Raw genomic sequence first — 23804 nt, forward strand, 5'->3', positions numbered from 1 at the left:
AGAATGCGCGTCTGAGTATATGAAAGACGCGCATTTGTTATCATCATCCCTGAATTCAGAGATGTATATTTTGGCCACAGCGATGTGGCCTTTTTCTTTTGGTTCAGGCCTGCTTCGCCAGAAACGCCTCAAACGACTCCGTATCCGCCGCTTCGACCTCTTTCTGACGCACAACGGACGCATCGCGCTCTGCCACAAAATCCGCTTCGCTCAGGATCTCTAACGGCTCCTGCATCAGCATCTCACGGTACTCCGCTGAGAGTGAACGCCCTGTGCCACCAATTCCCTGCTCAATCATAGAACGCAGAATACGTGCTGAGAATGTCAGTTCCGGGTTATCAAAGCTTTCAACCAGTTCGTCGCAGACCTTCTGGTAAGCTTCGCCGCCGTACACGCTATCCAGCGTCTGGGCTACGCGCTTCAGGTCATGGAACAGATCCTTCCCTACCTTAGACAGTGGGAACTGAGCCGTTTCACAGCCAATACCTAACGTCAGGCCCGGCTTGCGCCCTTCCAGAATCACGCGATTCCAGTTGGCACGGGTACACAGCAGTTCGTCGGAACTCATTTCCGGCGCATCCGCCAGTACGCACCAGACCATAAACAGGTCAAGGAAACGAACCTGCTGCTCGTCAACGCCAATCGGTGAGAACGGGTTGATATCCAGCGAGCGCACTTCAATGTATTCGATCCCGCCGCGCTGTAGCGCATCCGACGGCGTTTCACCGCTGCGCGTCACGCGCTTCGGACGAATCGGCGCATACAGTTCATTTTCAATCTGCAACACGTTGGTGTTAATTTGCAGGCGTTTGCCGTCTTTTTCGAGGCCGATTTTTTCGTACTCTTCCGACGGGGTTTTTATCGCCCGCTTCAAGCCTGCCACATATTCGTGCAGATCGTTAAACGTAATTCCGAGATTGCTTTGCGATTTATTGGTATAGCCAAGGTCGCTCAGGCGCAGGGAGGTCGCGTATGGCAGGTAATACATGCCACATTCGGTCTTCTCGAACGGTAGCGTGGTCGGTTTCCCTTGCAGGAACGATGAACAGATAGCCGGGGACGCGCCGAACAGATACGGAATAACCCAGCCAAAACGGTAGTAGTTGCGGATCAGGCGGAAGTAGCCCGCGGAGATCGCTTCTTTATCCGTTTCACCGCACTTCGCCTGCCAGAACGCCATCGGCAGAGAAAAGTTGTAGTGCACGCCAGAGATCGTCTGCATCAGTGCGCCGTAGCGGTTTTTCAGTCCTTCGCGATACAGCGTTTTCAGCCGACCAATATTCGAGGTACCGTACTGCGCCAGCTCGATATCCTGCCCCTGCTCGATATAGCACGGCATGCTGAGCGGCCACATACGCTCGTCGCCGAGGTTGCGGGCGGTGAAGCGATGCACGTCGCGCATGATCGTCAGCATATGATCAATATCACCGTCTACTGGCGTGATGAACTCCAGCAGCGCTTCGGCGAAATCGGTTGTGATCCATTTATGTGTCAGCGCCGAGCCTAACGCCTTCGGGTGTCCCGTAGTCGCTAAGCTACCATCCGCATTTACGCGCAGCGTTTCGCGCTCAAGCCCACGCTGAATCCCCTTCAGTGCCTGAGGGTGATTTTCCAGCCAGGCCAGCGCCTGTGATACGTCCGGGATCAATTTGACCTCCCGCCTGTCAAAAAATTGTCACTCAGCATAATTGTAATGGTTGACGATTGAAGGTCGCGAATTCATTCCACCAATTAGTGCCACCACGTCATACCCTGTAGTGTTACCCATGCCAGTAAAACATAGCGTAACGCCTTGCCAAGGCACAAAAAAAAGAGCACCGGTCCCCAGGAGATGCGCATCCATCCCGCCAGCAGACACAGTAAATCGCCTATTACAGGCATCCAGCTTAATAACAGCGTGGCAGCGCCATAGCGTTTTAGCCAGCCCACTGCCTTTTCCTGCCAGCGAGATTTTTCGCGTAGCGGAAAGAAACGTCCAAGAATAACGTTAGTCAGCCCTCCAAGGCTATTACCCATTGTTGCTATTAAGACCAGCAACCAGGGCTGACTTACGCCGGACAACAGCATCGCCACCAGCACCACTTCCGAATTCCCCGGTAAGAGGGTGGAGCTTAAAAAACTGCTGGCGAATAATGAAGCGAGTGACAGCGCGTCACTCACAGTAAGCGAACGTCCACCGCCGCCATTCCGGCATCACGCGCGGCCTGAATACCAAAATCAGCATCTTCAAACACCACGCATTTTGCAGGTGGAACACCCATTAATTCTGCACAGAGCAGGAAGGTATCCGGTGCGGGTTTATGATGTTTAACATGATCGGCGGCAACGACGGCAGAAAAATAGTGGCGCAGGCCAAGGTGATTGAGTAGCGCTTCAGCAATCGCGCTCTCGCTGCCCGTACCGACAGACATAGGACGACGGCCGTGCCACTCCTTGACGACGTCAATGAGTGGTAAAGGCTGCACGGTGTCTAACAGCATGGCTTTTACCGCGTCGGTTTTTTCACGCGCGAGCTGGTGAGGGTCGAGATCGGCCTGATTCAGCTCAATCACGGCCTGTGCGATACGCCAGGTGGGCGATCCGTTGAGGGCAATCATCGCCTGTAAATCGAAACGCATACCGTAACGGCCCAGGACTTCGGTCCAGGCCTGACGATGCGTGGGTTCGGTATCCAGGAGGGTGCCGTCCATGTCGAAGATCAAACCGTCATACTGTGCGTACATCGTGCTCTCGCTAAACGATTAACAAAGCATTACTTTATCGTAAAAGGGGATTTTTGTCGCTGACAGAGAGCGTGATTGCTGACGGAACGTCGAAGGAATAAACAAAGGGGGGAGAAGATGGTGCATCCGGGAGGATTACTCGGCTTACGCCTCGCCCTGCGGGCCGTTGCTAAAGCAACGTTATCCTCCCTGGTGCTTGCGATTAACTCGCATACCTTAAAACAACAGCATCGCTGTTATCCAGGAGAATATGGTGCATCCGGGAGGATTCGAACCTCCGACCGCTCGGTTCGTAGCCGAGTACTCTATCCAGCTGAGCTACGGATGCATCGGGATTTACTACTGTTACTGCTGATACTCGGTATCGCTTCAAAAGCAACACAAAGTAAAATATGGTGCATCCGGGAGGATTCGAACCTCCGACCGCTCGGTTCGTAGCCGAGTACTCTATCCAGCTGAGCTACGGATGCATCGGGATTTACTGCTGTACTTCTCGATACTCATATCACTTCAAAAGCAATATGAAGTAAAAAATGGTGCATCCGGGAGGATTCGAACCTCCGACCGCTCGGTTCGTAGCCGAGTACTCTATCCAGCTGAGCTACGGATGCATCGGGATTTACTACTGTACTGCTCGATATTCATATCACTTCGAAAGCAATATGAAGTAATAGATGGTGCATCCGGGAGGATTCGAACCTCCGACCGCTCGGTTCGTAGCCGAGTACTCTATCCAGCTGAGCTACGGATGCAAAATGGCGGTGAGGCGGGGATTCGAACCCCGGATGCAGCTTTTGACCGCATACTCCCTTAGCAGGGGAGCGCCTTCAGCCTCTCGGCCACCTCACCACACAACGCCTCTTTCGAGTGCTTCGAGCAACTCGTTAAGAGCTTCTCGTCGCTGCGTGGCGCATATATTACTTTCTGGGACTTATAAGTCAAACAATTTTCCACATGCTTTTTTCGTTTGCACAATTCGCACGCAATTCGCATGTAAAAGCCGCAAAGAGAGTGTTTTATAAGCGGATTTTGCAGGCATCTTCACAGAATTCTGTTGAGAGAAGCGCGTCATTTGGATGAGATAAGGTTATGAGAGTGGTCAAAAACGAAGCGTTTGAAATAGAACGGTAACTTTATGCAGGAAAAATAACAGGAGGGTTGCGTCTCGCCCGACAGCGAGACGCGACAATATCAGTAACTGGACTGCTGGGATTTTTCAGCCTGGATACGCTGGTAGATCTCTTCACGGTGGACAGATACTTCTTTAGGAGCGTTAACACCAATACGTACCTGGTTACCCTTTACCCCTAAAACTGTCACGGTGACCTCATCCCCAATCATGAGGGTCTCACCAACTCGACGAGTCAGAATCAGCATTCTTTGCTCCTTGAAAGATTAAAAGAGTCGGGTCTCTTGTATCCCGGCATTATCCATCATATAACGCCAAAAAGTAAGCGATGACAAACACGTAAAGTGTAAGCAGTCACGGCATCACATTCTGTTAAACGTAAGTTTAGCCGATATACACAAACTTAACCTGACTTTATCGTTATCGATAGCGCAGTGAGCAAGACGCCATAACGTTACCGCTATGGCGTCTGCTTGTGCTTTGTAGTTATTACAGTTTCGCGCTTACCCAGCTTTCAACGCTGGCTAATGCCGCGGGAAGTGCCGCCGCATCCGTACCACCGGCTTGCGCCATGTCCGGACGACCGCCACCTTTGCCACCCACCTGCTGGGCGACCATGCCAATCAGTTCCCCTGCTTTGACACGATCCGTCACATCCTTAGAGACGCCCGCAATCAGAGAAACCTTACCCTCTGCGACCGTTGCCAGCACGATAACCGTCGAACCAAGCTGGTTCTTCAGATCGTCGACCATGGTACGCAGCATCTTAGGCTCAACGCCCGCCAGATCGCTGACCAGCAGTTTGACGCCCTTAATGTCTACCGCTTTGCTGGAGAGGTTTGCGCTCTCCTGCGCCGCAGCCTGTTCTTTCAGCTGCTGGAGTTCTTTTTCCAGCTGACGGGTACGATCCAGCGCGACACGCACTTTTTCGCCCAGGTTCTGGCTATCGCCTTTCAGCAGCTGCGCGATCTCGTGTAGCTGGTCGCTCTGCGCATGCAGGCTGGCAATTGCGCCTTCCCCGGTCACCGCCTCAATACGACGCACGCCTGCCGCCGTCCCCGACTCGGAAACGATGCGGAACAAGCCGATGTCACCGGTGCGGGATGCGTGAGTACCGCCACACAGTTCGGTAGAGAAGTCGCCCATGCTCAGCACGCGAACGCGGTCGTCATATTTCTCGCCAAACAGCGCCATCGCACCTTTCTTCTTCGCTGCCTCGAGATCCATGATGTGGGTTTCGATTGGCAGGTTACGGCGGATCTGGGCATTCACCAGGTCTTCCACCGCACGAATTTCAGATGGCTTCATCGCTTCAAAATGTGAGAAGTCGAAACGCAGCACTTTGTCATTAACCAGAGAACCTTTCTGTGCAACGTGCGTACCCAGCACTTCGCGCAGGGCTGCGTGCATCAGGTGGGTTGCCGAGTGGTTCAGACGAATGCGCGCGCGGCGAGCTTCGTCAACGTTGGCCTGAACGCCCTCGCCCACTTTCAGAGAACCGGAAACCAGTTTGCCCTGGTGACCAATCGCCTGACCGTATTTCTGGGTATCGCTTACGCTGAAGCTGAAGCCATTGCCTTTCAGTTCGCCTTTATCGCCAACCTGACCGCCCGATTCCGCATAGAACGGCGTTTTATCCAGGATAACAACCGCGTCCTGACCCGCGCTAATGCTGTCTACGGCTTTACCGTCAACAAACAGCGCGGTTACGTTGCTGGTCAGGGCCAGCTCTTCGTAGCCTTTAAATTCAGACGCGCTATCAACGCGGATCATCGCGTTGTAGTCTGCGCCAAAACCGCTGGATTCACGCGCACGACGACGCTGCTCTTCCATTGCGGCTTCAAAGCCTGCTTCGTCAACTTTGATGTTGCGCTCGCGGCAAACGTCCGCCGTCAGGTCAACCGGGAAGCCGTAGGTGTCGTACAGGCGGAAAGCGGTTTCGCCATCCAGCGTGTCGCCCTTGAGTTTCGCCAGCTCGTCGTCCAGCAGCGCCAGACCGCGCTCCAGCGTACGGGCAAACTGCTCTTCTTCGGTTTTCAGAACCTGTTCAACCTGCGCCTGCTGGCGTTTCAGCTCGTCGCCGGCAGAGCCCATCACGCCAATCAGTGGCCCAACGAGTTTATAGAAGAAGGCGTCCTTCGCGCCCAGCATGTTGCCATGGCGGATCGCACGACGAATGATACGACGCAGCACATAGCCACGGTTTTCATTTGACGGGATAACGCCGTCAGCAATCAGGAACGCACAGGAACGAATATGGTCTGCGATAACGCGCAGTGATTTGTTGCTCAGATCGGTTGCGCCCGTTACCTCAGCAACGGCTTTGATCAGGGTGCTGAACAGGTCAATCTCATAGTTGGAGTTAACGTGTTGCAGAACGGCCGCGATACGCTCAAGGCCCATACCGGTATCTACGGACGGTTTTGGCAGCGGCTCCATGGTGCCGTCGGCCTGACGGTTGAACTGCATGAAGACGATGTTCCAGATCTCAATATAGCGATCGCCATCTTCTTCCGCGCTTCCCGGAGGGCCGCCCCAGATGTGGTCGCCATGATCGTAGAAGATCTCGGTGCACGGACCGCAAGGGCCGGTGTCGCCCATCTGCCAGAAGTTATCAGACGCGTAAGGCGCGCCTTTGTTGTCACCGATACGGATGATACGTTCGCGAGGGATACCCACTTCTTTTTCCCAGATGTCGAACGCTTCGTCATCGGTCTCATACACGGTCACCCACAGACGCTCTTTCGGCAGATTGAACCAGTTTTCACCGGTCAGCAGTTCCCACGCGTATTGAATGGCGTCGTGTTTGAAGTAGTCGCCGAAGCTGAAGTTACCCAGCATTTCGAAGAAGGTGTGGTGGCGCGCGGTGTAACCGACGTTTTCCAGATCGTTGTGTTTACCGCCCGCACGCACGCAACGCTGTGAGGTTGTGGCGCGGGAATAATTACGCTTGTCGAGACCAAGGAACACATCCTTGAACTGGTTCATCCCGGCGTTGGTAAACAGCAGAGTCGGGTCATTGTTCGGTACCAGGGAGCTGCTGGCAACAACCTGGTGTCCCTTACTATGGAAAAAATCGAGAAACGCCTGACGGATCTCAGCGGTGCTCTTGCTCATAATTATCCTGAAATCAAGCTAACGAAATGTCGCAGCAGATCTGTATCTGTAAACAGTTGGACGGACCAGCTACTGGAAAAAGTGGGAATAAGATAAGTTTTCTTTAGTGGGAAGTAAAATCCCGCATGCGTTCAATCGGTAAAATTACGCCAGATATCCTGAATATCTTCCATCAGGAAGCCGCGGTAGAGCAAAAAGCGCTGGATTTTAACTTTTTCTGAAAATTCACGCGGCAGCGGCTCACCGTACTTTCGTACCGCCTGCTCACGCGCCAGTTCGCACCAGTCAATTTCACTTTCGCGCATGGCTTTTTCAATCGATTCACGGGCAACGCCTTTCTGGTTCAGCTCCTGGCGGATACGCGCTGGCCCATAGCCTTTACGACCACGGCTGGCAAGAAAGCGAGCGGCAAAACGGCCGTCATCCAGATAGTGATGCTCGTAGCACCAGGCAACCACGCGGTCATAATCTTCCGCGGTGGCATCAATGTCTTCCGGACCGTTTTTGCTCATGACGGGCGCTGACAGTTTCCGCCGCAGCTCCTGTTCGCTATGGTCACGCACGGCAAGAATACGCACGGCCCGATCCAGCAAGCGTGAGTAGGCTGGTCGGCGTGATGTCGGTTCACTCATAAAAAACCTGTCGATTCAGAAATGCAAAAAGGGCCGCATCAGCAGCCCTTCATTTTTATCCGAGAGGATTAAAAGTCTTCGTTGGTTTCTTCAGCATCCGCGCCGTCGACCACGAAATCAGGTTTAGAGTCCTGGTTGTTCAGCAGGAGTTCACGCACCTTCTTCTCAATCTCTTTCGCCGCCGCCGGGTTCTCTTTCAGCCAGGAGATAGCATTAGCTTTACCCTGACCAATCTTGTCACCGTTGTAGCTGTACCATGCGCCCGCTTTTTCAATCAGCTTCTCTTTCACGCCCAGGTCAACCAGCTCGCCGAGGAAGTTGATACCTTCGCCGTAGAGGATCTGGAACTCAGCCTGTTTGAACGGTGCTGCGATTTTGTTCTTCACAACCTTCACGCGGGTTTCGCTACCGACTACGTTATCCCCCTCTTTCACCGCGCCGATACGGCGGATATCCAGACGGACAGAAGCGTAGAATTTCAGAGCGTTACCGCCGGTGGTAGTTTCCGGGTTACCGAACATTACACCAATTTTCATACGGATCTGGTTGATGAAGATCAGCAGCGTATTGGACTGCTTCAGGTTACCCGCCAGCTTACGCATCGCCTGGCTCATCATACGTGCCGCGAGGCCCATGTGAGAGTCACCGATTTCACCTTCAATTTCCGCTTTTGGCGTCAGCGCCGCAACGGAGTCGACGATGATCACATCAACCGCACCTGAGCGCGCCAGCGCGTCACAAATTTCCAGTGCCTGCTCGCCGGTGTCCGGCTGGGAGCACAGCAGGTTGTCGATATCAACGCCCAGTTTACGGGCATAGACCGGGTCCAGCGCGTGCTCGGCATCGATAAACGCACAGGTTTTACCTTCGCGCTGTGCCGCCGCAACAACCTGCAACGTCAGGGTGGTTTTACCCGAGGATTCCGGACCGTAGATTTCTACGATACGGCCCATCGGCAAACCGCCAGCGCCCAGTGCGATATCAAGAGAAAGCGAACCAGTGGAGATAGTTTCCACATCCATGGAACGGTCTTCACCCAGGCGCATGATGGAGCCTTTACCGAATTGCTTTTCGATCTGGCCCAGTGCTGCCGCCAACGCTTTCTGTTTGTTTTCGTCGATAGCCATTATTACTCCTGTCATGCCGGGAGAAGCAACTGCGCTTCACCATGGACTTCTGTTCTGTTGAGGCAATTATACTGTATAGTCATACAGTATCAAGTGTTTTGTAGAAATTGTTGCCAGAGCGTTTTTAACGCGTATTCCGTTGCCTGACGACGCACGCTTTCGCGATCGCCGCTGAAGCATTCCCGGCGGGTGATCCCTTCACCTTTTGAGGTGGCAAAGCCAAACCAGACGGTGCCGACAGGCTTCACGTCGCTGCCGCCGTCCGGCCCCGCGATACCGCTGATGGAGATAGCGTAATCTGCGCGCGCCTCTTTCAGCGCGCCAATCGCCATCTCGATCACCACCGGTTCGCTGACCGCGCCATGCTGCTCAAGCGTAGCTTCACGCACGCCAATCATCTGCGCTTTAGCCTCGTTACTGTAGGTCACAAAGCCGCGTTCAAACCAGGCGGAACTGCCAGCAATATCGGTAATTGCTTTCGCCACCCAGCCGCCGGTGCAGGATTCTGCGGTCGTGAGAGTCGCGCCGCGCTGTTTCAGCGCCAGCCCCACCACTTCGCTTAGCTGCATCAATTCATGGTCAGTCATTCTCGCTCCAGGCCTTAGAAAAACATGCAGCACAAGATAGCACTTTCTCATCAAATATGGGGATGCGCGTCGGGTTTTACGAGGGGGCTTCAGAAAAAAGCCGATGCGGGCGCACCGGCCAGAGAGACGCTTATTTCATGCTGTTAGCGAGGGTGTCCACATTGTGGCGAAACGCCTTGACGTAGGTGTCCGCCACGCCGCCCTTCGCGGGCAGCGCTTCCGGGTAAAGTTCACCGCCCGGCTGGGCGCCCGTGGCGGTCGCAATCTGCTTCACCAGGCGCGGGTCAAGCTGGTTTTCCATGAACCAGGTTTTCACGCCGTCAGCTTTAATCTGGTTGATGATCTCCGCTACCTGCGCCGCGCTGGCTTCACTCTCAGACGACAGCCCCTGCGGCGCCATAAACATCACGCCGTAGGCGCGGCTGAAATAGCCGAAGGCGTCGTGGCTGGTCAGCACTTTGCGCTTCGCCTGTGGAATGTCGCTGAAACGCTTTTTAGCCCAACCGTCCAGCTGAAAGAGCTGCGCAATATAGGGTTTACCGGTAGCTTCAAGCGCCGCCGTATCTTCAGGATCGGCCTTCACCAGCCCTGAGAGAATATTTTGCGCATACAGCGCGCCGTTCGCCGCGCTGTTCCACGCGTGCGGATCGGTCACGGTTTTACCGTCCTCTTCCAGCGTGTGCGTTTTCACGCCGTCTGAAGCAACTACCAGCTGGCCTTTGAATCCGGAGGCTTTCACCAGACGGTCGAGCCAACCCTCCAGCCCCAGCCCATTGACCACCACCACGTCAGCTTTACTCAGCGCCGCGCTGTCTTTGGGCGAGGGTTCGAAAGTATGGGGATCACCGTCTGGCCCCACCAGCGTCGTCACCTTCACACGATCGCCGCCAACCTGCTGCGTGATGTCTCCCAGGATGGAAAAGCTGGTCACCACATTAAGCGTTTTCGCCATTACGCCGTGCGTCATCATGCCGAGCGCGAGCGCCACGGCTAACCCTGTACGTTTCATCGTTTCCCCTTGCGTTAAAAAAGCGCCCGCAGGCTATCCGCCAGCCTGCTGCGCGTGCCAAATAAAACTGAAATAAAGAACAATGCGCTGGCGGTCAGCACAATGGAGGGCCCGGCGGGCAGACTCACTGCCCAGGAAAGACTTAAGCCCAGCCACGCGCAAAAAATACCGCTGATACCCGCCATCAAAAGTAACCCTGGCAGTGTGCGCACCCAGCAGCGTGCCGCCACGGCGGGTAACATCATCAGCCCGACGGCCATCAACGTGCCGAGTACCTGAAAACCGGCCACCAGGTTGAGCACCAGCAGCGCCAGAAACAGACCGTGTAACATCCCGGGCAGCCAGCGCGCGTTCACCTGCAACCACGCAGTATCGAACGCTTCACTGACCAGCCCACGATAAAAAATCGCCAGCGTGAGGAGCGTGAACATGCAGACCCCCGTCACGAACAGGGCTGACGCGCTATCCACGGCGAGAATGGAGCCAAACAGAAGATGAAGCAGATCGACATTTGAACCGCGCAGCGACACCAGCGTGACGCCCAGCGCCAGGGAACCCAGGTAAAACCCCGCGAAGCTGGCATCTTCTTTAAGAGGTGTACGGCGGCTGACCAGCCCGGCCACCAGCGCAACGGCGATACCGGCAATAAACCCGCCGACAGTCATTGCCAGCAGCGACATTCCGCTGAGCAGATAGCCCACCGCGACACCCGGCAAAATGGCGTGAGAAAGGGCGTCCCCCATCAGGCTCATCCGACGCAGCTGAAGGAATACACCCAGCGCAGTGGTGCTGACGGAGAGCGCCAGGCAAACCACCAGCGCGCGCCGCATAAAGCCGTACTCAATAAACGGCTGGAAGAAGAGATGCCAGATCATGCCACCCTCACCCGCTCGGTTTTCCAGTGCGGCGTATCAGCGTCCAGCCGCAATGTTTGTGGGAAGTGGCGCGAGACGCGTTCGCTGTCGTGCAGTACCGCCAGCAGAGTCTGCCCCTGCATATACATCTCCAGCATCAGATCCATCAGCACGTTGCAGGTCGCTTCATCGACGCCAGTGAAGGGTTCGTCCAGCATCACCAGCGGTGCCTGCTGCACTAAAACGCGGGCAAACAGCATGCGCTGGAATTGCCCGCCGGAAAGTTCATCAATAGTGGAGAACGCCATGGACTCCAGCCCCACGCGCTCCAGCGCGCCGGCAATGCGCATGCGGGCATCCCGACGAAAACCGGCAAACAGAGAGATTGCTGGCCAGCAGCCCATGCTCACCACGTCCTGCACGGTCAGAGGAAATTGCGCCTCCAGCGCGTGACGCTGCGCCAGCCAGCCCACCACCGGACGTCTCCCCTGCCAGCGAAACGTACCGCTGACGGGCGGAATAAAGCCAGCGAGCGTTTTCAGCAGCGTGGATTTGCCGCAGCCGTTGGCCCCGACGATGGCGGTCATGCTCCCGCGTTCAATCACGCCGGACAGCGCGCGCGTAACGGGCTGGCGATCGTAACCCGCCACCAGGTCGTTCATCACGATCATGGCAACGCCACCGCCCAGCGCACGGCCAGGCCGAGAAACAGAATGAGCACCAGCGCCAGCAGCAGCCGAAGCGAGGATGAGAGAGAAAACAGGGACATGGATATCTCAATTCAATAATGTTATAACATAACAATAATGAAAGGCGATTGAGATGTAAACGGCGGGAGTTAAATGGGAGTGTGGCGAAATGTTTCTGCGGGAAACAGGTGCGGGCGGGTGCCCTCACCCCAGCCCTCTCCCACAGGGAGAGGGAGGCATAAGGGGACTTACTGGCTAAACGGTGACGCTGCTGGCACACGCGCCTGAGACACCGCCAGCCCCAGCTGCCACACCGCCATCGCATAGTGCGTGCTGTGGTTGTAGCGGGTAATGGTGTAGAAGTTCGGCAGCCCGAACCAGTACTGATAACCGGTTCCGACATCCAGGCGCAGCAGGCTCACCTGGTCAACATTGCCCAGCGGCTGAGACGGCGTTAAGCCTGCCGCTGCCAGCTGCGCCACGCTGTATTTGGTTTTAAATCCGTTTTCCAGACCAAACGCTTCGCCGTTCGCCTGTACCGCCACCTGGCCGCCCGGCGTCCAGCCATGCGCTTTGAAGTAGTTGGCCACGCTGCCAATAGCGTCTTCGGGATCCCACAGGTTGATGTGACCATCCCCGTTAAAATCTACCGCGTACTGCTTATAGGAGGACGGCATAAACTGGCCGTAGCCCATCGCACCGGCGAACGACCCTTTCAGATCTAACGGATCGTCCTGTTCGTCTCGCGCCATCAGCAGGAAGGTTTCCAGCTCGGAAGAGAAATACTCCGCGCGACGCGGGTAGTTGAAGGAGAGCGTCGCCAGCGCATCGAGGATGCGGGTTTTACCCATAATGCGTCCCCAGCGGGTCTCAACCCCAATAATACCGACGATGATCTCCGGCGGCACGCCATAGACCTGCCACGCGCGGTTCAGGGCGTCTTCATACTGATTCCAGAACACCACGCCATTTTGCACGTTGTCCGGGGTAATAAACTGTTTGCGATAACGCAGCCACGCCCCGTTTGGCCCGGTCGGCACCTGGGCCGTCGGCGCCTGCCTGTCCATCAGGCGCAGCACGTAGTCCAGACGCTTCGCCTGAGACAAAATGGCATGCAGCTGCTGGCGATCAAAACCGTGCTTGCTCACCATTTTATCGATGAACTGTTCGGCCGCAGGGTTATTCGCGAAGTCGCCTCCCATCTGCATCATATTGTGCTGCGGCTCCAGCAGGAATCCTCCGGAAGGCGCGCCCGCCGTTGGCTGAACGGCTTCGGTCTTGGGTTTGCTACTACAGGCGGACAGGAGAATAAGCGCAGGCAACAGCGCTGCATAACGACGCTTGAACATGTGGCATCCATTTAACGAGTTCGGTAAGAACCCAGTATGGTAAAGCATCCCCAACTCCTCAAGGAAGCGGTACGCACCTCCCCAACGCAAATCCGTGCCTTTTTCCACCAAAAATTATTCACCTCACCAATAAACTTTCAAAATAATACATTTTTCTTTCATTGTGAGATCTAACTAACACTTTAAAACCTTTCAAAGTGATTATTATTAGCCGCAGATAGACAAAAACAAACGCCCTACAGGAGAGAAGAATGATAGAAACCATCACCCATGGCGCCGAGTGGTTCATCGGGCTGTTTCAGAAAGGCGGAGAAGTGTTCACTGGCATGGTGACCGGGATCCTGCCCCTGCTGATCAGCCTGCTGGTGATCATGAACGCGCTGATTAACTTTATCGGCCAGCAGCGCATCGAGCGCTTCGCCCAGCGCTGCGCCGGAAACCCGCTGTCCCGCTACCTGATACTGCCCTTTATCGGCACCTTCGTGTTCTGCAACCCGATGACCTTAAGCCTCGGCCGCTTTATGCCAGAGAAGTACAAGCCGAGCTATTACGCCGCCGCCTCCTACAGCTGCCATTCCATGAACGGCCTGTTCCCGCACATCAACCCCGGCGAACTGTTTGTCTATCTCGGGATCGCCAGCGGCCTGACCACGCTTGGCCTGCCGCTCGGCCCGCTGGCGGTGAGCTACCTGCTGGTCGGTCTGGTGACCAACTTCTTCCGCGGCTGGGTGACTGACCTCACCACCGCCATTTTCGAGAAAAAAATGGGCATCCAGCTTGAACAGAAAGTCCATCTTTCAGGAGCCACAGCATGAACCGGATCCGCATTGAGAAAGGCACGGGCGGCTGGGGCGGCCCGCTGGAGTTCGACGCCACCGAAGGCAAAAAGATTGTGTACATCACCGCGGGCACGCGCCCGGCGATCGTCGACAAGTTGCGCGATCTGACCGGCTGGGAAGCGGTCGACGGCTTCAAGGAAGGCGAACCGCCGGAAGCGGAAATCGGCGTGGCGGTGATCGACTGCGGCGGCACGCTGCGCTGCGGCATCTATCCGAAGCGCCGCATTCCGACGGTAAATATTCACTCCACCGGGAAATCCGGCCCGCTGGCTCAGTACATCGTTGAAGATATTTATGTGTCAGGCGTGAAGGAAGACAACATCACGCTGGTGAATGGCACATCTGCGCCGCAAAAAGCGGCCCCGCGCGAGTACGACACCAGCAAAAAAATCACCGAGCAGAGCGATGGCCTGCTGGCGAAGGTCGGGATGGGGATGGGGTCCGCCGTGGCGGTGCTGTTCCAGTCCGGGCGCGACACCATCGACACGGTGCTGAAGACCATTCTGCCGTTTATGGCATTCGTCTCGGCGCTGATCGGCATCATCATGGCCTCAGGCCTGGGCGACTGGATTGCCCACGGCCTCGCCCCGCTTGCCAGCCACCCGCTCGGCCTGGTGACGCTGGCGCTGATCTGCTCCTTCCCGCTGCTGTCGCCGTTCCTCGGCCCGGGCGCGGTGATTGCTCAGGTTATCGGCGTGCTGATTGGCGTGCAGATTGGTCTGGGGAATATTCCTCCGCACCTCGCCCTGCCCGCCCTGTTTGCCATTAACGCCCAGGCAGCGTGCGACTTTATCCCCGTGGGGCTGTCGCTGGCGGAAGCACGCCAGGAGACCGTGCGCGTGGGCGTGCCGTCCGTGCTGGTCAGCCGCTTCCTGACGGGCGCGCCGACGGTGCTGATTGCCTGGTTTGTTTCCGGCTTTATTTATCAATAAGAGGTGCCTGCCATGACTGTGATTTACCAGACCACCATTACCCGCATCGGCCAGAGCGCGGCGGATGCGCTGAGCGACCAGATGCTGATCACCTTCCGCGAAGGCGCCCCGGCAGATATCGAAGAGTTTTGCTTTATCCACTGCCACGGCGAGCTGAACGGCGAGCTAAAGGCAGGGAGCCAGCTACAGCTGGGCGAGGCGCGCTATGCCGTGACCGCCGTCGGCGACGTCGCCGAGCAAAACCTGCGCGAGCTGGGGCATATCACCCTACGTTTCGACGGCCAGCCGCAGGCGGAGTATCCCGGTACGGTTCACGTAGTGGGCCCGGTTCCGCAGGCTGTCACCCCAGGCTGCACGTTAAAATTTATTTCGTAATAAAGGAGAGACACATGAGTCAGGTTGCCGTTGTCATTGGTGGGGGACAAACCTTAGGCGAGTTCCTCTGCCATGGGCTTGCCGCAGAGGGCTACCGCGTGGCGGTCGTGGATATTCAGAGTGAGAAAGCCGCCCGCGTAGCGGACGCCATCAACACCGAGTTTGGCGAAGGGATGGCGTACGGATTTGGTGCCGACGCCACCAGCGAGCAGAGCGTGATGGCGCTGGCCCGCGGCGTGGACGAGATATTTGGGCGTATCGACCTGCTGGTCTACAGCGCGGGGATCGCGAAAGCGGCGTTTATCAGCGATTTCGAGCTGGGGGATTTTGACCGCTCGTTGCAGGTGAATCTGGTGGGCTATTTCCTCTGCGCCCGCGAATTTTCCCGTCTGATGATCCGCGACGGTATTCAGGGTCGCATCATTCAGATCAACTCAAAATCGGGGAAAGTGGGCAGCAAGCACAACTCCGGCTACAGCGCGGCGAAGTTTGGCGGCGTCGGGCTGACACAGTCTTTGGCGCTGGATCTGGCCGAATACGGCATTACCGTTCACGCGCTGATGCTGGGTAACCTGCTGAAATCCCCGATGTTCCAGTCCCTGCTGCCGCAGTACGCCGCCAAACTTGGCATCAAAGCTGAAGAAGTGGAACAGTACTACATCGACAAAGTGCCGCTCAAGCGCGGGTGCGACTATCAGGACGTGCTGAACATGCTGCTGTTTTACGCCAGCCCGAAAGCCTCGTACTGCACCGGACAGTCGATTAACGTCACCGGTGGGCAGGTGATGTTCTGATCGAGCAGGGTGATGCCCTCACCCTCCCCCTCTCCCACCGGGAGAGGGAATATAACAAGGAGCCGATATGGTAACCGCACTCATCACCGTCGCCGCCCTCGCCTGGATCTGCCAGATGGCGTTTGGCGGCTGGCAGATCTACCAGTTTAACCGCGCCTTTGATGCGTTGTGTCAGAAGGGACGCGTCGGCGTCGGGCGTTCCGGGGGGCGCTTTAAGCCGCGCGTGGTGGTTGCCGTTGCGCTGGATGAACACAACCGGGTGAGCGATTCCCTCATCATGCGCGGCGTAACGGTGTTTGCCCGTCCGACCAAAATTCAGGCGATCAACGGCATTTCGCTGCATGAATTACAACCTGATGTGATCTTCCCCCATGATTCACTCTGTCAGAATGCACTATCATTAGCGCTTAATCTGAAACATGGATAATTTCGTTGTGAAAGTTATAAACTTGCGGAATTATCATTTCGCAACGTAAGGAACGAAGCGCCTATGAAACCACGTCAGCGGCAGGCGGCCATACTTGATCATCTGCAAAAGCAGGGAAAGTGCTCGGTAGAGGATCTGGCCCACTACTTTGACACCACCGGCACGACAATACGCAAGGACCTGGTGTTGCTCGAAAACTCCGGCGCCGTCATTCGTACCTACGGCGGCGTGGTGCTCAATAAAGACGAAGCCGACCCGCCTATCGACCACAAAACGCTGATCAATACTCACCAGAAAGCGCTGATTGCCGAAGCCGCCGTCAAATTTATCCATGACGGCGATTCCATTATCCTCGACGCAGGCAGTACTGTCCTACAGATGATCCCGCTGCTCAGCCGCTTTAATAACATCACCGTGATGACCAACAGCCTGCACATCGTCAATGCCCTGTCAGAGTTCGACAGCGAGCAGACCATCCTGATGCCCGGTGGCACCTTCCGTAAAAAATCGGCGTCGTTTCACGGGCAGCTGGCGGAGAACGCCTTCGACCACTTCAGCTTCGATAAACTGTTTATGGGTACCGACGGCATCGACCTGAACGCGGGCGTCACGACGTTTAACGAGGTGTTCAGCGTCAGTAAAGCCATGTGCAACGCCGCGCGGGAAGTGATTTTGATGGCAGACTCGTCGAAGTTTGGCCGCAAAAGCCCCAACATTGTCTGTAGCCTTGAAAGCGTCGACAAGCTGATTACCGACGCGGGTATCGACCCGGCGTTCAAAAAAGCGCTGGAAGAAAAAGGCATCGACGTGATCGTAACCGGAGAGAGAGATGAGTGATTTTCTGTTAGAAACGGGCCGCCAGACGCTGATGCTGGAGCTGCAGGAAGCCAGCCGCCTGCCGGAACGTCTGGGCGAGGATTTTGTCCGCGCGGCCAACACCATTATCCACTGCGAAGGCAAAGTGATCGTGGCGGGCATCGGTAAATCCGGCCATATCGGCAAAAAGATTGCCGCGACGCTGGCCAGCACCGGCACCCCGGCCTTCTTCGTGCACCCTGCCGAAGCGCTGCACGGCGATCTGGGAATGATTGAGAGCCGCGATGTGATGCTGTTTATCTCCTACTCCGGTTCGGCGAAAGAGCTGGATCTCATTATTCCACGCCTGCAGGAAAAATCGGTGGCCCTGTTAGCGATGACCGGCAAATCCCGATCGCCGCTGGCGCTGGCCGCGAAAGCAACGCTGGATATTTCCGTTGAGCGCGAAGCCTGTCCGATGCACCTGGCACCGACCTCCAGCACCGTCAACACCCTGATGATGGGCGACGCGCTGGCAATGGCGGTGATGCAGGCGCGCGGTTTTAATGAGGAAGATTTCGCCCGCTCCCATCCTGCGGGCGCGCTTGGGGCACGTCTGCTCAACAAGGTTCACCACCTGATGCGCACCGACGATGCCATTCCTCAGGTCAAACTCGACACCAGCGTGATGGACGCCATGCTGGAGCTGAGCCGCACCGGGCTGGGGCTGGTTGCGGTATGCGACAATGACCGCCAGGTGCAGGGCGTCTTCACCGACGGCGACCTGCGCCGCTGGCTGGTGGGCGGCGGCAAGCTGGAGGCGCGGGTATCCGAAGCAATGACCCAGGGCGGACTGACGCTGAATGCCGACAGCCGCGCCATTGAAGCCAAAGAGGTGCTGATGAAGCGCAAAATCACCGCCGCGCCGGTGGTGGACGAGCACGGCAGGCTGTGCGGCGCGATCAACCTGCAAGACTTCTACCAGGCGGGGATTATTTAACCCTTCAGCCCCAGACGTTTCGCCAGCCTGTGGAGGTTGGCGACGTCCATCTCCAGCGCCCGCGCGCACGCCGCCCAGCTGCGGTTATTCTGCTCCAGCGCGCGGGTGATCATCTGACGCTGGAACGCATTCGTCGCCTCGCGCAGGTTTTCGTTCACGCTCTCAGGTATCACCGGCTTCACGGACGGCGTCGTTTCCTCATGCAGCGCGAAATGGCGCGCATGAATTACCACTTCATCCCCCGAACGCGTAGCCCGCGCCAGCACCACCGCGCGGTGAATCGCATGTTCCAGTTCACGCACGTTACCTGGCCAGCCGTAGCTCAGCAGGTGCGTCCTCGCACCGGGGCTTAGCACCACGCGGGAAAGCCCCATTTTGAGCCGACACTGTTCGCAGAAAAAGCCCGCCAGCAGCACCACATCCTCGCCCCGCTCGCGCAGCGGCGGCACCGTGAGCGGGAACACGCTCAGACGGTGGAACAGATCGGCGCGGAAATTCCCCGCCAGCACCTCTTCGCGCAGATCGCGGTTCGTCGCCGCCAGCACGCGCACATCCACGCGTAAGCTGCGATCGTCTCCCACACGTTGAATATCGCCATACTGCAACACCCGCAGCAGTTTGGCCTGGAGCGAAAGGGAGAGTTCGCCAATTTCATCGAGGAACAGCGTGCCGTTATCGGCCATTTCGAACTTGCCGCTGCGGTTGCTGATCGCCCCGGTAAAGGCCCCTTTGACGTGTCCGAACAGCTCGCTTTCCGCCACGCTTTCCGGCAGCGCCGCGCAGTTGAGATAGACCAGCGGATTCACCGCACGGGGCGAGGCTTCGTGGATCGCTTTCGCCACCAGCTCTTTACCGGTGCCGGTCTCTCCGAAGATCAGCACGTTCAAATCAGACGCGGCGACAATCTCAATCTCTTTTTTGAGCTGCGCCATGCCTGGCGAAAGGCCGATCATTTCGGTGTGTGCCACCTGCTCAAACGCCGTCAGGCTACCCGGAAGAATATTCTGGCTCTCCAGCTGCTCTATCAGCAGGGCGTTGTTCAGCGCCCCGGCCGCCAGCGCAGCAATCAGCCGTAGCTCTTCGTCGCTGAAGGTATCGAACTGATCCGGCGACATGCCGTCGAGGGTTAACGCACCAATCAGGTTCTGCCCGGCAAACAGCGGCAGGCCGATACAGGCGTGCACCTTCAGGCTCTCCTGCCCGGGGATCAGGCCGTCGTAAGGGTCGGGCAGATCGCTGTCCGCCGGGAAACGCACCACGTCACCCGCACGGGCGATGGTTTCCAGACGCGGGTGGCCCTCCAGGGTAAAGCGCCGCCCGAGTACGTCCTTCGCCAGACCGTCGATAGCCAGCGGAATAAACTGCCGCCCTTCGTAACGCAGCAGCGCCGAGGCATCGCAATCCAGCACGTGACGCAACGTGGAGATCAGCCGCTGAAAGCGGTCCTGATGACCAATACCGGTTTGCAGTTCTATAGCGATCTTCGCCAGCACATCTACGGAAAAGCTCATCTCTGCCTCACTGTCATTTTGACAATACATAGTGTCATATTGACAATTTTTAAGATAGTCAAAATGACTACCTATTTGGGAGCATCAAAATATAAATCCGTTATTTTCAATAAGTTAAAAAGTTGGCACGCAACTTGATATATGACAGTCATCTTATTTGAAAACGCCGTATTAAGTTGAGGTTGCTATGTCTATTCTGGTTAAAAATAACATTCATTGGGTGGGTCAACGTGACTGGGAAGTACGTGATTTTCACGGGACGGAATACAAAACGCTGCGCGGTAGCAGCTACAACAGCTATCTCATTCGTGAAGGTAAAAACGTCCTGATCGATACCGTCGATCACAAATTCAGCCGCGAGTTCGTGCAGAACCTGCGCAGCGAAATCGATCTGAATGAGATCGACTACATTATCATCAACCACGCGGAAGAGGATCATGCCGGGGCGCTGACCGAGCTGATGTCCCACATTCCGGATACCCCGATCTACTGCACCACTAACGCCATTGACTCCATCAACGGCCACCACCACCATCCGGAGTGGAACTTCCACACTGTGAAAACCGGCGACACGCTGGATATCGGCAACGGCAAACAGCTGATCTTCGTGGAAACCCCAATGCTGCACTGGCCGGACAGCATGATGACCTACATGACCGGTGACGCGGTGCTGTTCAGTAACGACGCCTTCGGCCAGCACTACTGCGACGAACGTCTGTTCAACGACGAAGTGGATCAGACCGAGCTGTTCGAACAGTGCCAACGCTACTACGCCAACATCCTGACCCCGTTCAGCCGTCTGGTCACGCCAAAAATCACCGAGATCCTCGGCTTCAACCTGCCGGTGGATATGATTGCCACCTCCCACGGCGTGGTATGGCGTGAAAATCCAACCCAGATTGTCGAACTGTACCTGAAGTGGGCGGCGGACTATCAGGAAGACCGCATTACGATCTTCTACGACACCATGTCCAACAACACCCGCATGATGGCGGACGCCATTGCCCAGGGCATCAACGAAGTTGACCCGAACGTGGCGGTGAAAATCTTCAACGTGGCGCGCAGCGATAAGAATGAGGTATTGACCAACGTATTCCGCTCCAAAGGCGTGCTGGTGGGTACCTCCACCATGAATAACGTGATGATGCCGAAAATTGCCGGACTGGTGGAAGAGATGACCGGCCTGCGCTTCCGTAACAAACGCGCCAGCGCCTTTGGTTCACACGGCTGGAGCGGCGGCGCGGTAGACCGTCTCTCCACCCGTTTACAGGATGCCGGTTTTGAGATGTCCCTGAGCCTGAAGGCGAAATGGCGTCCGGATCTCGACGCGCTGGAAATCTGTCGCCAGCACGGTCGCGACATTGCCCGCCAGTGGGCGCTTGCGCCACTGCCGGAAACCGCACCCGCCGCGGCTGTTGCGCCGGAAGCCGTAGCAGAAGCCGCTCCTGCCGCTGCCGACCTCGGCCCTTGCATGCAGTGCAGCGTCTGCCAGTGGATTTACGATCCTGAGCTGGGCGAGCCGTTGCAGGATGTCGCGCCGGGTACGCCATGGAGCGAGGTGCCGGACAACTTCCTCTGCCCGGAATGTTCCCTCGGGAAAGACGTCTTTGATGAACTGGCAACGGAGGCAAAATGAGCCACGGCATCGTCATTATCGGCTCGGGCTTTGCCGCCCGCCAGCTGGTGAAAAATATCCGCAAACAGGATGCTAACGTGCCGTTGACGGTAATCGCCGCCGACAGCATGGATGAGTACAACAAGCCTGATTTAAGCCACGTCATTAGCCAGAATCAGCGCGCCGACGATCTCACCCGCCAGACGGCGGGGGAGTTTGCAGAACAGTTTAACCTGCGTCTGTTTCCGTACACCTGGGTGACCGATATCGACGCCGACGCCCACGTGGTGAACGCGAAAGATAAAACCTGGCACTACGACAAGCTGGTGCTGGCGACGGGGGCATCGGCGTTTGTGCCGCCGGTTGAGGGCCGCGAACTAATGGTCACGCTCAACAGCCAGCAGGAGTATCAGGCCAGCGAGACCCTGTTACGCGACGCCACGCGGGTGATGATTGTCGGCGGCGGGCTGATTGGCACCGAGCTGGCGATGGACTTCTGCCGGGCGGGAAAATCCGTCACCCTGGTTGACCACGCGGCCAGCATTCTGTCAGCACTGATGCCAGCAGAAGTAAGCAGTCGCTTACAGCATCGTCTGACCGACATGGGCGTGCATCTGCTGCTGAAATCGCAGTTGCAGAGCCTGAGCAAAACCGAAACCGGCATTTGTGCGACGCTCGACCGCAACCGCAGCGTGGAAGTGGATGTGGTAATTGCGGCGACGGGGTTGCGCCCGGAAACCGCGCTGGCGCACCGCGCGGGCGCAGAGATCAATCGCGGCGTGAAGGTGGACAGCTACCTGCAAACCACCCAGCCGGATATTTATGCCCTGGGCGACTGCGCGGAAATTAACGGCCAGGTGCTGCCGTTCCTGCAACCGATTCAGTTAAGCGCCATGTTCCTGGCGAAAAACCTGCTCGGCGGCAACGCCCCGGTGAAATTACCCGCCATGCTGGTGAAGGTAAAAACGCCGGAACTACCGCTGCATCTCGCAGGTGAAACGCAGCGTCAGGATCTGGACTGGCAGATTGCCCTTTCGCCTCAGGGCATGGTGGCGCGCGGCACCGATACTGCCGGTCAGATGCGCGCCTTTGTGGTCAGCGAAGACAGAATGAAGGAGGCCTTCGCGCTGCTGAAATCGTTACCTGCTTAACCCTCGTCATGCCGGGCGGCGCTCCGCTTACCCGGCCTACAGTACTGCCACGCTTACTTAACCTTTGGATTTTATTGTCCACCGCCCCGATGTCCCGGGGCTTTTTTTATGGCTACCCTTTCAGCGTCAGGAGCGCACCACCAGCGCGTCATAACCGCGCCAGCGGTAGTTCGCCATCGAGATCAGCCAGCAGGCGACAAACAGCCCGACCACCACAAATCCGGCATCGCCCAGGTTATCGTTCACCGCGCCAATTAGATCCCACACGTCGCCGCTGAGGGAGAACTTGTCCATCAGCAGACCCAGCGCTTCCAGGCCGCCGATAAACAGCGCCACTACCACCGAAGTGCCGGTGATGGTCATGTTGTAGTACAGCTTGCGCTGCGGCTTGTTAAACGCCCAGCCGTAGGCACCCACCATCAGCAGGTTATCGAGCGTATCCACCAGCGCCATGCCGCTGGCGAAGAGCGCCGGGAAGATCATGATCGACCACACCGACATCCCGCTGGAGGCGCTGGCGGCGGAGATCCCCAGCACGCCGATTTCGGTGGCCGTGTCAAAGCCGAGGCCAAACAGGAAACCGACCAGGTACATCTGCCAGCTTTTATTGACGAGGCGGAAGGTTTTGCCGAACAGCCAGTTCATGACGCCACCCTGTGCAGGCAGCGTGATGTCGCCCTGCGCCGGCCTGCCGTGTTTCAGTGCCTGAAAACTGCGCCAGACGCCGCGCAGGATCACCATATTCACCAGCGCCATCGCCAGCAGGAAGGTGGCGGAGACGGCGGTGCCAATCAGGCTGCCGGTTTCGTGGAACCATGCCATGTTTTTCTGAAACGCCGTGGCGGTAGCGGCGATAGCAATGGAGGCCAGCACCACGATGGTGGAGTGTCCGAGGGAAAACCATGCGCCCACGCCGGACGGGCGCTTGCCCTGCTGCATCATCTTACGCGTCACGGTATCAATCGCGGCGATATGGTCGGCATCCACCGCATGACGCAGTCCGTAACACCAGGCCAGCAGGCTGGCCGCCATCAGCGCCGTACTGTCGCTAAAGGTGTGCCACGCCAGCCCCCAGGCCAGCAGGTTAGCCATCCCGAGAGCCAGCAGCAGGCACGCTGCACGAGGTTCATTGCGTAACAGTCGTAACAT

Annotated in this window: 23 protein-coding genes and 5 tRNA genes; 9 read left to right on the top strand and 19 right to left on the bottom strand. The window is 56.9% G+C overall.

The window, feature by feature from the left end; translation table 11 throughout:
* Positions 1-103: 103 nt before the first annotated feature.
* The 17 genes from gshA to mltB form a co-directional block, all read right to left on the bottom strand.
* A complete protein-coding gene (gene gshA / locus ACOTXL_RS13425) occupies positions 104-1648 on the bottom strand; it encodes a glutamate--cysteine ligase (protein ID WP_022649137.1) in 1545 nt (514 codons plus the stop codon).
* Between the two features lie 83 nt (positions 1649-1731).
* Positions 1732-2160: a YqaA family protein gene (locus ACOTXL_RS13430; RefSeq protein ID WP_017692791.1), complete on the bottom strand. Its 429-nt coding sequence runs from the start codon at positions 2158-2160 to the stop codon at positions 1732-1734.
* The gene (gene yqaB, locus ACOTXL_RS13435) at positions 2157-2723 is read right to left on the bottom strand and encodes a fructose-1-phosphate/6-phosphogluconate phosphatase (RefSeq protein WP_045335677.1); all 567 of its coding nucleotides are present in this window, start codon (positions 2721-2723) and stop codon (positions 2157-2159) included. The genes ACOTXL_RS13430 and yqaB overlap by 4 nt, the downstream gene beginning before the upstream one ends.
* Before the next feature lie 251 nt (positions 2724-2974).
* Positions 2975-3051: transfer RNA gene (locus ACOTXL_RS13440), tRNA-Arg, on the bottom strand.
* A gap of 65 nt (positions 3052-3116) precedes the next feature.
* A tRNA-Arg gene (locus ACOTXL_RS13445) sits at positions 3117-3193 on the bottom strand.
* A 64-nt stretch (positions 3194-3257) separates the two neighbouring features.
* Positions 3258-3334: transfer RNA gene (locus ACOTXL_RS13450), tRNA-Arg, on the bottom strand.
* A 64-nt stretch (positions 3335-3398) separates the two neighbouring features.
* Positions 3399-3475, bottom strand: a tRNA-Arg gene (locus ACOTXL_RS13455).
* A gap of 4 nt (positions 3476-3479) precedes the next feature.
* A tRNA-Ser gene (locus ACOTXL_RS13460) sits at positions 3480-3572 on the bottom strand.
* A gap of 342 nt (positions 3573-3914) precedes the next feature.
* A complete protein-coding gene (gene csrA, locus ACOTXL_RS13465) occupies positions 3915-4100 on the bottom strand; it encodes a carbon storage regulator CsrA (RefSeq protein WP_000906486.1) in 186 nt (61 codons plus the stop codon).
* Between the two features lie 241 nt (positions 4101-4341).
* Positions 4342-6969 carry an alanine--tRNA ligase gene (alaS, locus tag ACOTXL_RS13470; RefSeq protein WP_045350939.1) on the bottom strand — a complete coding sequence of 876 codons (2628 nt, stop codon included), beginning with the start codon at positions 6967-6969 and terminating at the stop codon, positions 4342-4344.
* Between the two features lie 131 nt (positions 6970-7100).
* On the bottom strand, positions 7101-7601 hold the full coding sequence (gene recX, locus ACOTXL_RS13475) for a recombination regulator RecX (protein WP_017382782.1): 501 nt from the start codon (positions 7599-7601) through the stop codon (positions 7101-7103).
* 68 nt (positions 7602-7669) lie between these two features.
* Positions 7670-8728, bottom strand: a complete 1059-nt coding sequence (gene recA / locus ACOTXL_RS13480) for a recombinase RecA (RefSeq protein ID WP_015571667.1) — start codon at positions 8726-8728, stop codon at positions 7670-7672.
* Positions 8729-8817: 89 nt separating this feature from the next.
* Complete coding sequence (gene pncC / locus ACOTXL_RS13485) at positions 8818-9315, bottom strand: nicotinamide-nucleotide amidase (protein ID WP_003862172.1); 498 nt, start codon at positions 9313-9315, stop codon at positions 8818-8820.
* A gap of 130 nt (positions 9316-9445) precedes the next feature.
* A complete protein-coding gene (locus ACOTXL_RS13490) occupies positions 9446-10324 on the bottom strand; it encodes a metal ABC transporter substrate-binding protein (protein ID WP_045350940.1) in 879 nt (292 codons plus the stop codon).
* A 14-nt stretch (positions 10325-10338) separates the two neighbouring features.
* The gene (locus ACOTXL_RS13495; protein WP_015571669.1) at positions 10339-11199 is read right to left on the bottom strand and encodes a metal ABC transporter permease; all 861 of its coding nucleotides are present in this window, start codon (positions 11197-11199) and stop codon (positions 10339-10341) included.
* On the bottom strand, positions 11196-11849 hold the full coding sequence (locus tag ACOTXL_RS13500; RefSeq protein WP_023323655.1) for a metal ABC transporter ATP-binding protein: 654 nt from the start codon (positions 11847-11849) through the stop codon (positions 11196-11198). Before ACOTXL_RS13500 ends, ACOTXL_RS13495 begins: the two co-directional genes overlap by 4 nt.
* Before the next feature lie 266 nt (positions 11850-12115).
* Entirely contained in the window at positions 12116-13216 is a 1101-nt protein-coding gene (gene mltB / locus ACOTXL_RS13505; protein ID WP_057979986.1) for a lytic murein transglycosylase B, read from the bottom strand.
* Between the two features lie 251 nt (positions 13217-13467).
* Here mltB and srlA point away from each other — a divergent pair, with 251 nt between their 5' ends.
* The 7 genes from srlA to gutQ all read left to right on the top strand — a co-directional run bounded on the left by srlA (position 13468) and on the right by gutQ (position 18378).
* Positions 13468-14031: a PTS glucitol/sorbitol transporter subunit IIC gene (srlA, locus tag ACOTXL_RS13510; protein ID WP_003862164.1), complete on the top strand. Its 564-nt coding sequence runs from the start codon at positions 13468-13470 to the stop codon at positions 14029-14031.
* Positions 14028-14987 carry a PTS glucitol/sorbitol transporter subunit IIB gene (gene srlE / locus ACOTXL_RS13515; RefSeq protein ID WP_045331261.1) on the top strand — a complete coding sequence of 320 codons (960 nt, stop codon included), beginning with the start codon at positions 14028-14030 and terminating at the stop codon, positions 14985-14987. The genes srlA and srlE overlap by 4 nt, the downstream gene beginning before the upstream one ends.
* 12 nt (positions 14988-14999) lie before the next feature.
* Positions 15000-15362 (top strand): PTS glucitol/sorbitol transporter subunit IIA, encoded by a 363-nt coding sequence (gene srlB / locus ACOTXL_RS13520; RefSeq protein ID WP_022651730.1) that lies wholly within the window; start codon positions 15000-15002, stop codon positions 15360-15362.
* A gap of 14 nt (positions 15363-15376) precedes the next feature.
* A complete protein-coding gene (gene srlD / locus ACOTXL_RS13525) occupies positions 15377-16156 on the top strand; it encodes a sorbitol-6-phosphate dehydrogenase (protein ID WP_003862162.1) in 780 nt (259 codons plus the stop codon).
* Between the two features lie 67 nt (positions 16157-16223).
* Positions 16224-16583 carry a transcriptional regulator GutM gene (gene gutM / locus ACOTXL_RS13530; protein ID WP_023323656.1) on the top strand — a complete coding sequence of 120 codons (360 nt, stop codon included), beginning with the start codon at positions 16224-16226 and terminating at the stop codon, positions 16581-16583.
* A 63-nt stretch (positions 16584-16646) separates the two neighbouring features.
* Entirely contained in the window at positions 16647-17420 is a 774-nt protein-coding gene (gene srlR / locus ACOTXL_RS13535) for a glucitol operon DNA-binding transcriptional repressor SrlR (RefSeq protein ID WP_045350941.1), read from the top strand.
* Positions 17413-18378 carry an arabinose-5-phosphate isomerase GutQ gene (gutQ, locus tag ACOTXL_RS13540; RefSeq protein WP_045350942.1) on the top strand — a complete coding sequence of 322 codons (966 nt, stop codon included), beginning with the start codon at positions 17413-17415 and terminating at the stop codon, positions 18376-18378. Before srlR ends, gutQ begins: the two co-directional genes overlap by 8 nt.
* Here gutQ and norR read toward each other — a convergent pair.
* Entirely contained in the window at positions 18375-19889 is a 1515-nt protein-coding gene (gene norR / locus ACOTXL_RS13545) for a nitric oxide reductase transcriptional regulator NorR (protein ID WP_045350943.1), read from the bottom strand. The genes gutQ and norR overlap by 4 nt on opposite strands.
* Positions 19890-20076: 187 nt before the next feature.
* Between norR and norV the strand changes: the two genes are divergently transcribed.
* A complete protein-coding gene (gene norV / locus ACOTXL_RS13550; protein WP_022651734.1) occupies positions 20077-21525 on the top strand; it encodes an anaerobic nitric oxide reductase flavorubredoxin in 1449 nt (482 codons plus the stop codon).
* A complete protein-coding gene (gene norW / locus ACOTXL_RS13555) occupies positions 21522-22655 on the top strand; it encodes an NADH:flavorubredoxin reductase NorW (protein ID WP_022651735.1) in 1134 nt (377 codons plus the stop codon). The genes norV and norW overlap by 4 nt, the downstream gene beginning before the upstream one ends.
* 126 nt (positions 22656-22781) lie before the next feature.
* Here norW and ACOTXL_RS13560 read toward each other — a convergent pair whose 3' ends face one another.
* Positions 22782-23804: a HoxN/HupN/NixA family nickel/cobalt transporter gene (locus ACOTXL_RS13560; RefSeq protein WP_045346952.1), complete on the bottom strand. Its 1023-nt coding sequence runs from the start codon at positions 23802-23804 to the stop codon at positions 22782-22784.

This window comes from Enterobacter cloacae complex sp. IR5402, from assembly GCF_049238125.1.
In the GTDB taxonomy this organism is placed as follows: domain Bacteria; phylum Pseudomonadota; class Gammaproteobacteria; order Enterobacterales; family Enterobacteriaceae; genus Enterobacter; species Enterobacter hormaechei_C.

Coding starts and splice junctions, on each gene's coding strand:
- norV (WP_022651734.1), top strand. CDS start 20,077: ATGTCTATTCTGGTTAAAAATAACATTCATTGGGTGGGTCAACGTGAC.
- recX (WP_017382782.1), bottom strand. CDS start 7,601: ATGAGTGAACCGACATCACGCCGACCAGCCTACTCACGCTTGCTGGAT.
- ACOTXL_RS13495 (WP_015571669.1), bottom strand. CDS start 11,199: ATGATCTGGCATCTCTTCTTCCAGCCGTTTATTGAGTACGGCTTTATG.
- srlD (WP_003862162.1), top strand. CDS start 15,377: ATGAGTCAGGTTGCCGTTGTCATTGGTGGGGGACAAACCTTAGGCGAG.
- srlE (WP_045331261.1), top strand. CDS start 14,028: ATGAACCGGATCCGCATTGAGAAAGGCACGGGCGGCTGGGGCGGCCCG.
- gutQ (WP_045350942.1), top strand. CDS start 17,413: ATGAGTGATTTTCTGTTAGAAACGGGCCGCCAGACGCTGATGCTGGAG.
- recA (WP_015571667.1), bottom strand. CDS start 8,728: ATGGCTATCGACGAAAACAAACAGAAAGCGTTGGCGGCAGCACTGGGC.
- gutM (WP_023323656.1), top strand. CDS start 16,224: ATGGTAACCGCACTCATCACCGTCGCCGCCCTCGCCTGGATCTGCCAG.
- alaS (WP_045350939.1), bottom strand. CDS start 6,969: ATGAGCAAGAGCACCGCTGAGATCCGTCAGGCGTTTCTCGATTTTTTC.
- ACOTXL_RS13490 (WP_045350940.1), bottom strand. CDS start 10,324: ATGAAACGTACAGGGTTAGCCGTGGCGCTCGCGCTCGGCATGATGACG.
- srlR (WP_045350941.1), top strand. CDS start 16,647: ATGAAACCACGTCAGCGGCAGGCGGCCATACTTGATCATCTGCAAAAG.
- pncC (WP_003862172.1), bottom strand. CDS start 9,315: ATGACTGACCATGAATTGATGCAGCTAAGCGAAGTGGTGGGGCTGGCG.
- yqaB (WP_045335677.1), bottom strand. CDS start 2,723: ATGTACGCACAGTATGACGGTTTGATCTTCGACATGGACGGCACCCTC.
- mltB (WP_057979986.1), bottom strand. CDS start 13,216: ATGTTCAAGCGTCGTTATGCAGCGCTGTTGCCTGCGCTTATTCTCCTG.
- srlA (WP_003862164.1), top strand. CDS start 13,468: ATGATAGAAACCATCACCCATGGCGCCGAGTGGTTCATCGGGCTGTTT.
- ACOTXL_RS13560 (WP_045346952.1), bottom strand. CDS start 23,804: ATGTTACGACTGTTACGCAATGAACCTCGTGCAGCGTGCCTGCTGCTG.
- csrA (WP_000906486.1), bottom strand. CDS start 4,100: ATGCTGATTCTGACTCGTCGAGTTGGTGAGACCCTCATGATTGGGGAT.
- ACOTXL_RS13500 (WP_023323655.1), bottom strand. CDS start 11,849: ATGATCGTGATGAACGACCTGGTGGCGGGTTACGATCGCCAGCCCGTT.
- norR (WP_045350943.1), bottom strand. CDS start 19,889: ATGAGCTTTTCCGTAGATGTGCTGGCGAAGATCGCTATAGAACTGCAA.
- srlB (WP_022651730.1), top strand. CDS start 15,000: ATGACTGTGATTTACCAGACCACCATTACCCGCATCGGCCAGAGCGCG.
- norW (WP_022651735.1), top strand. CDS start 21,522: ATGAGCCACGGCATCGTCATTATCGGCTCGGGCTTTGCCGCCCGCCAG.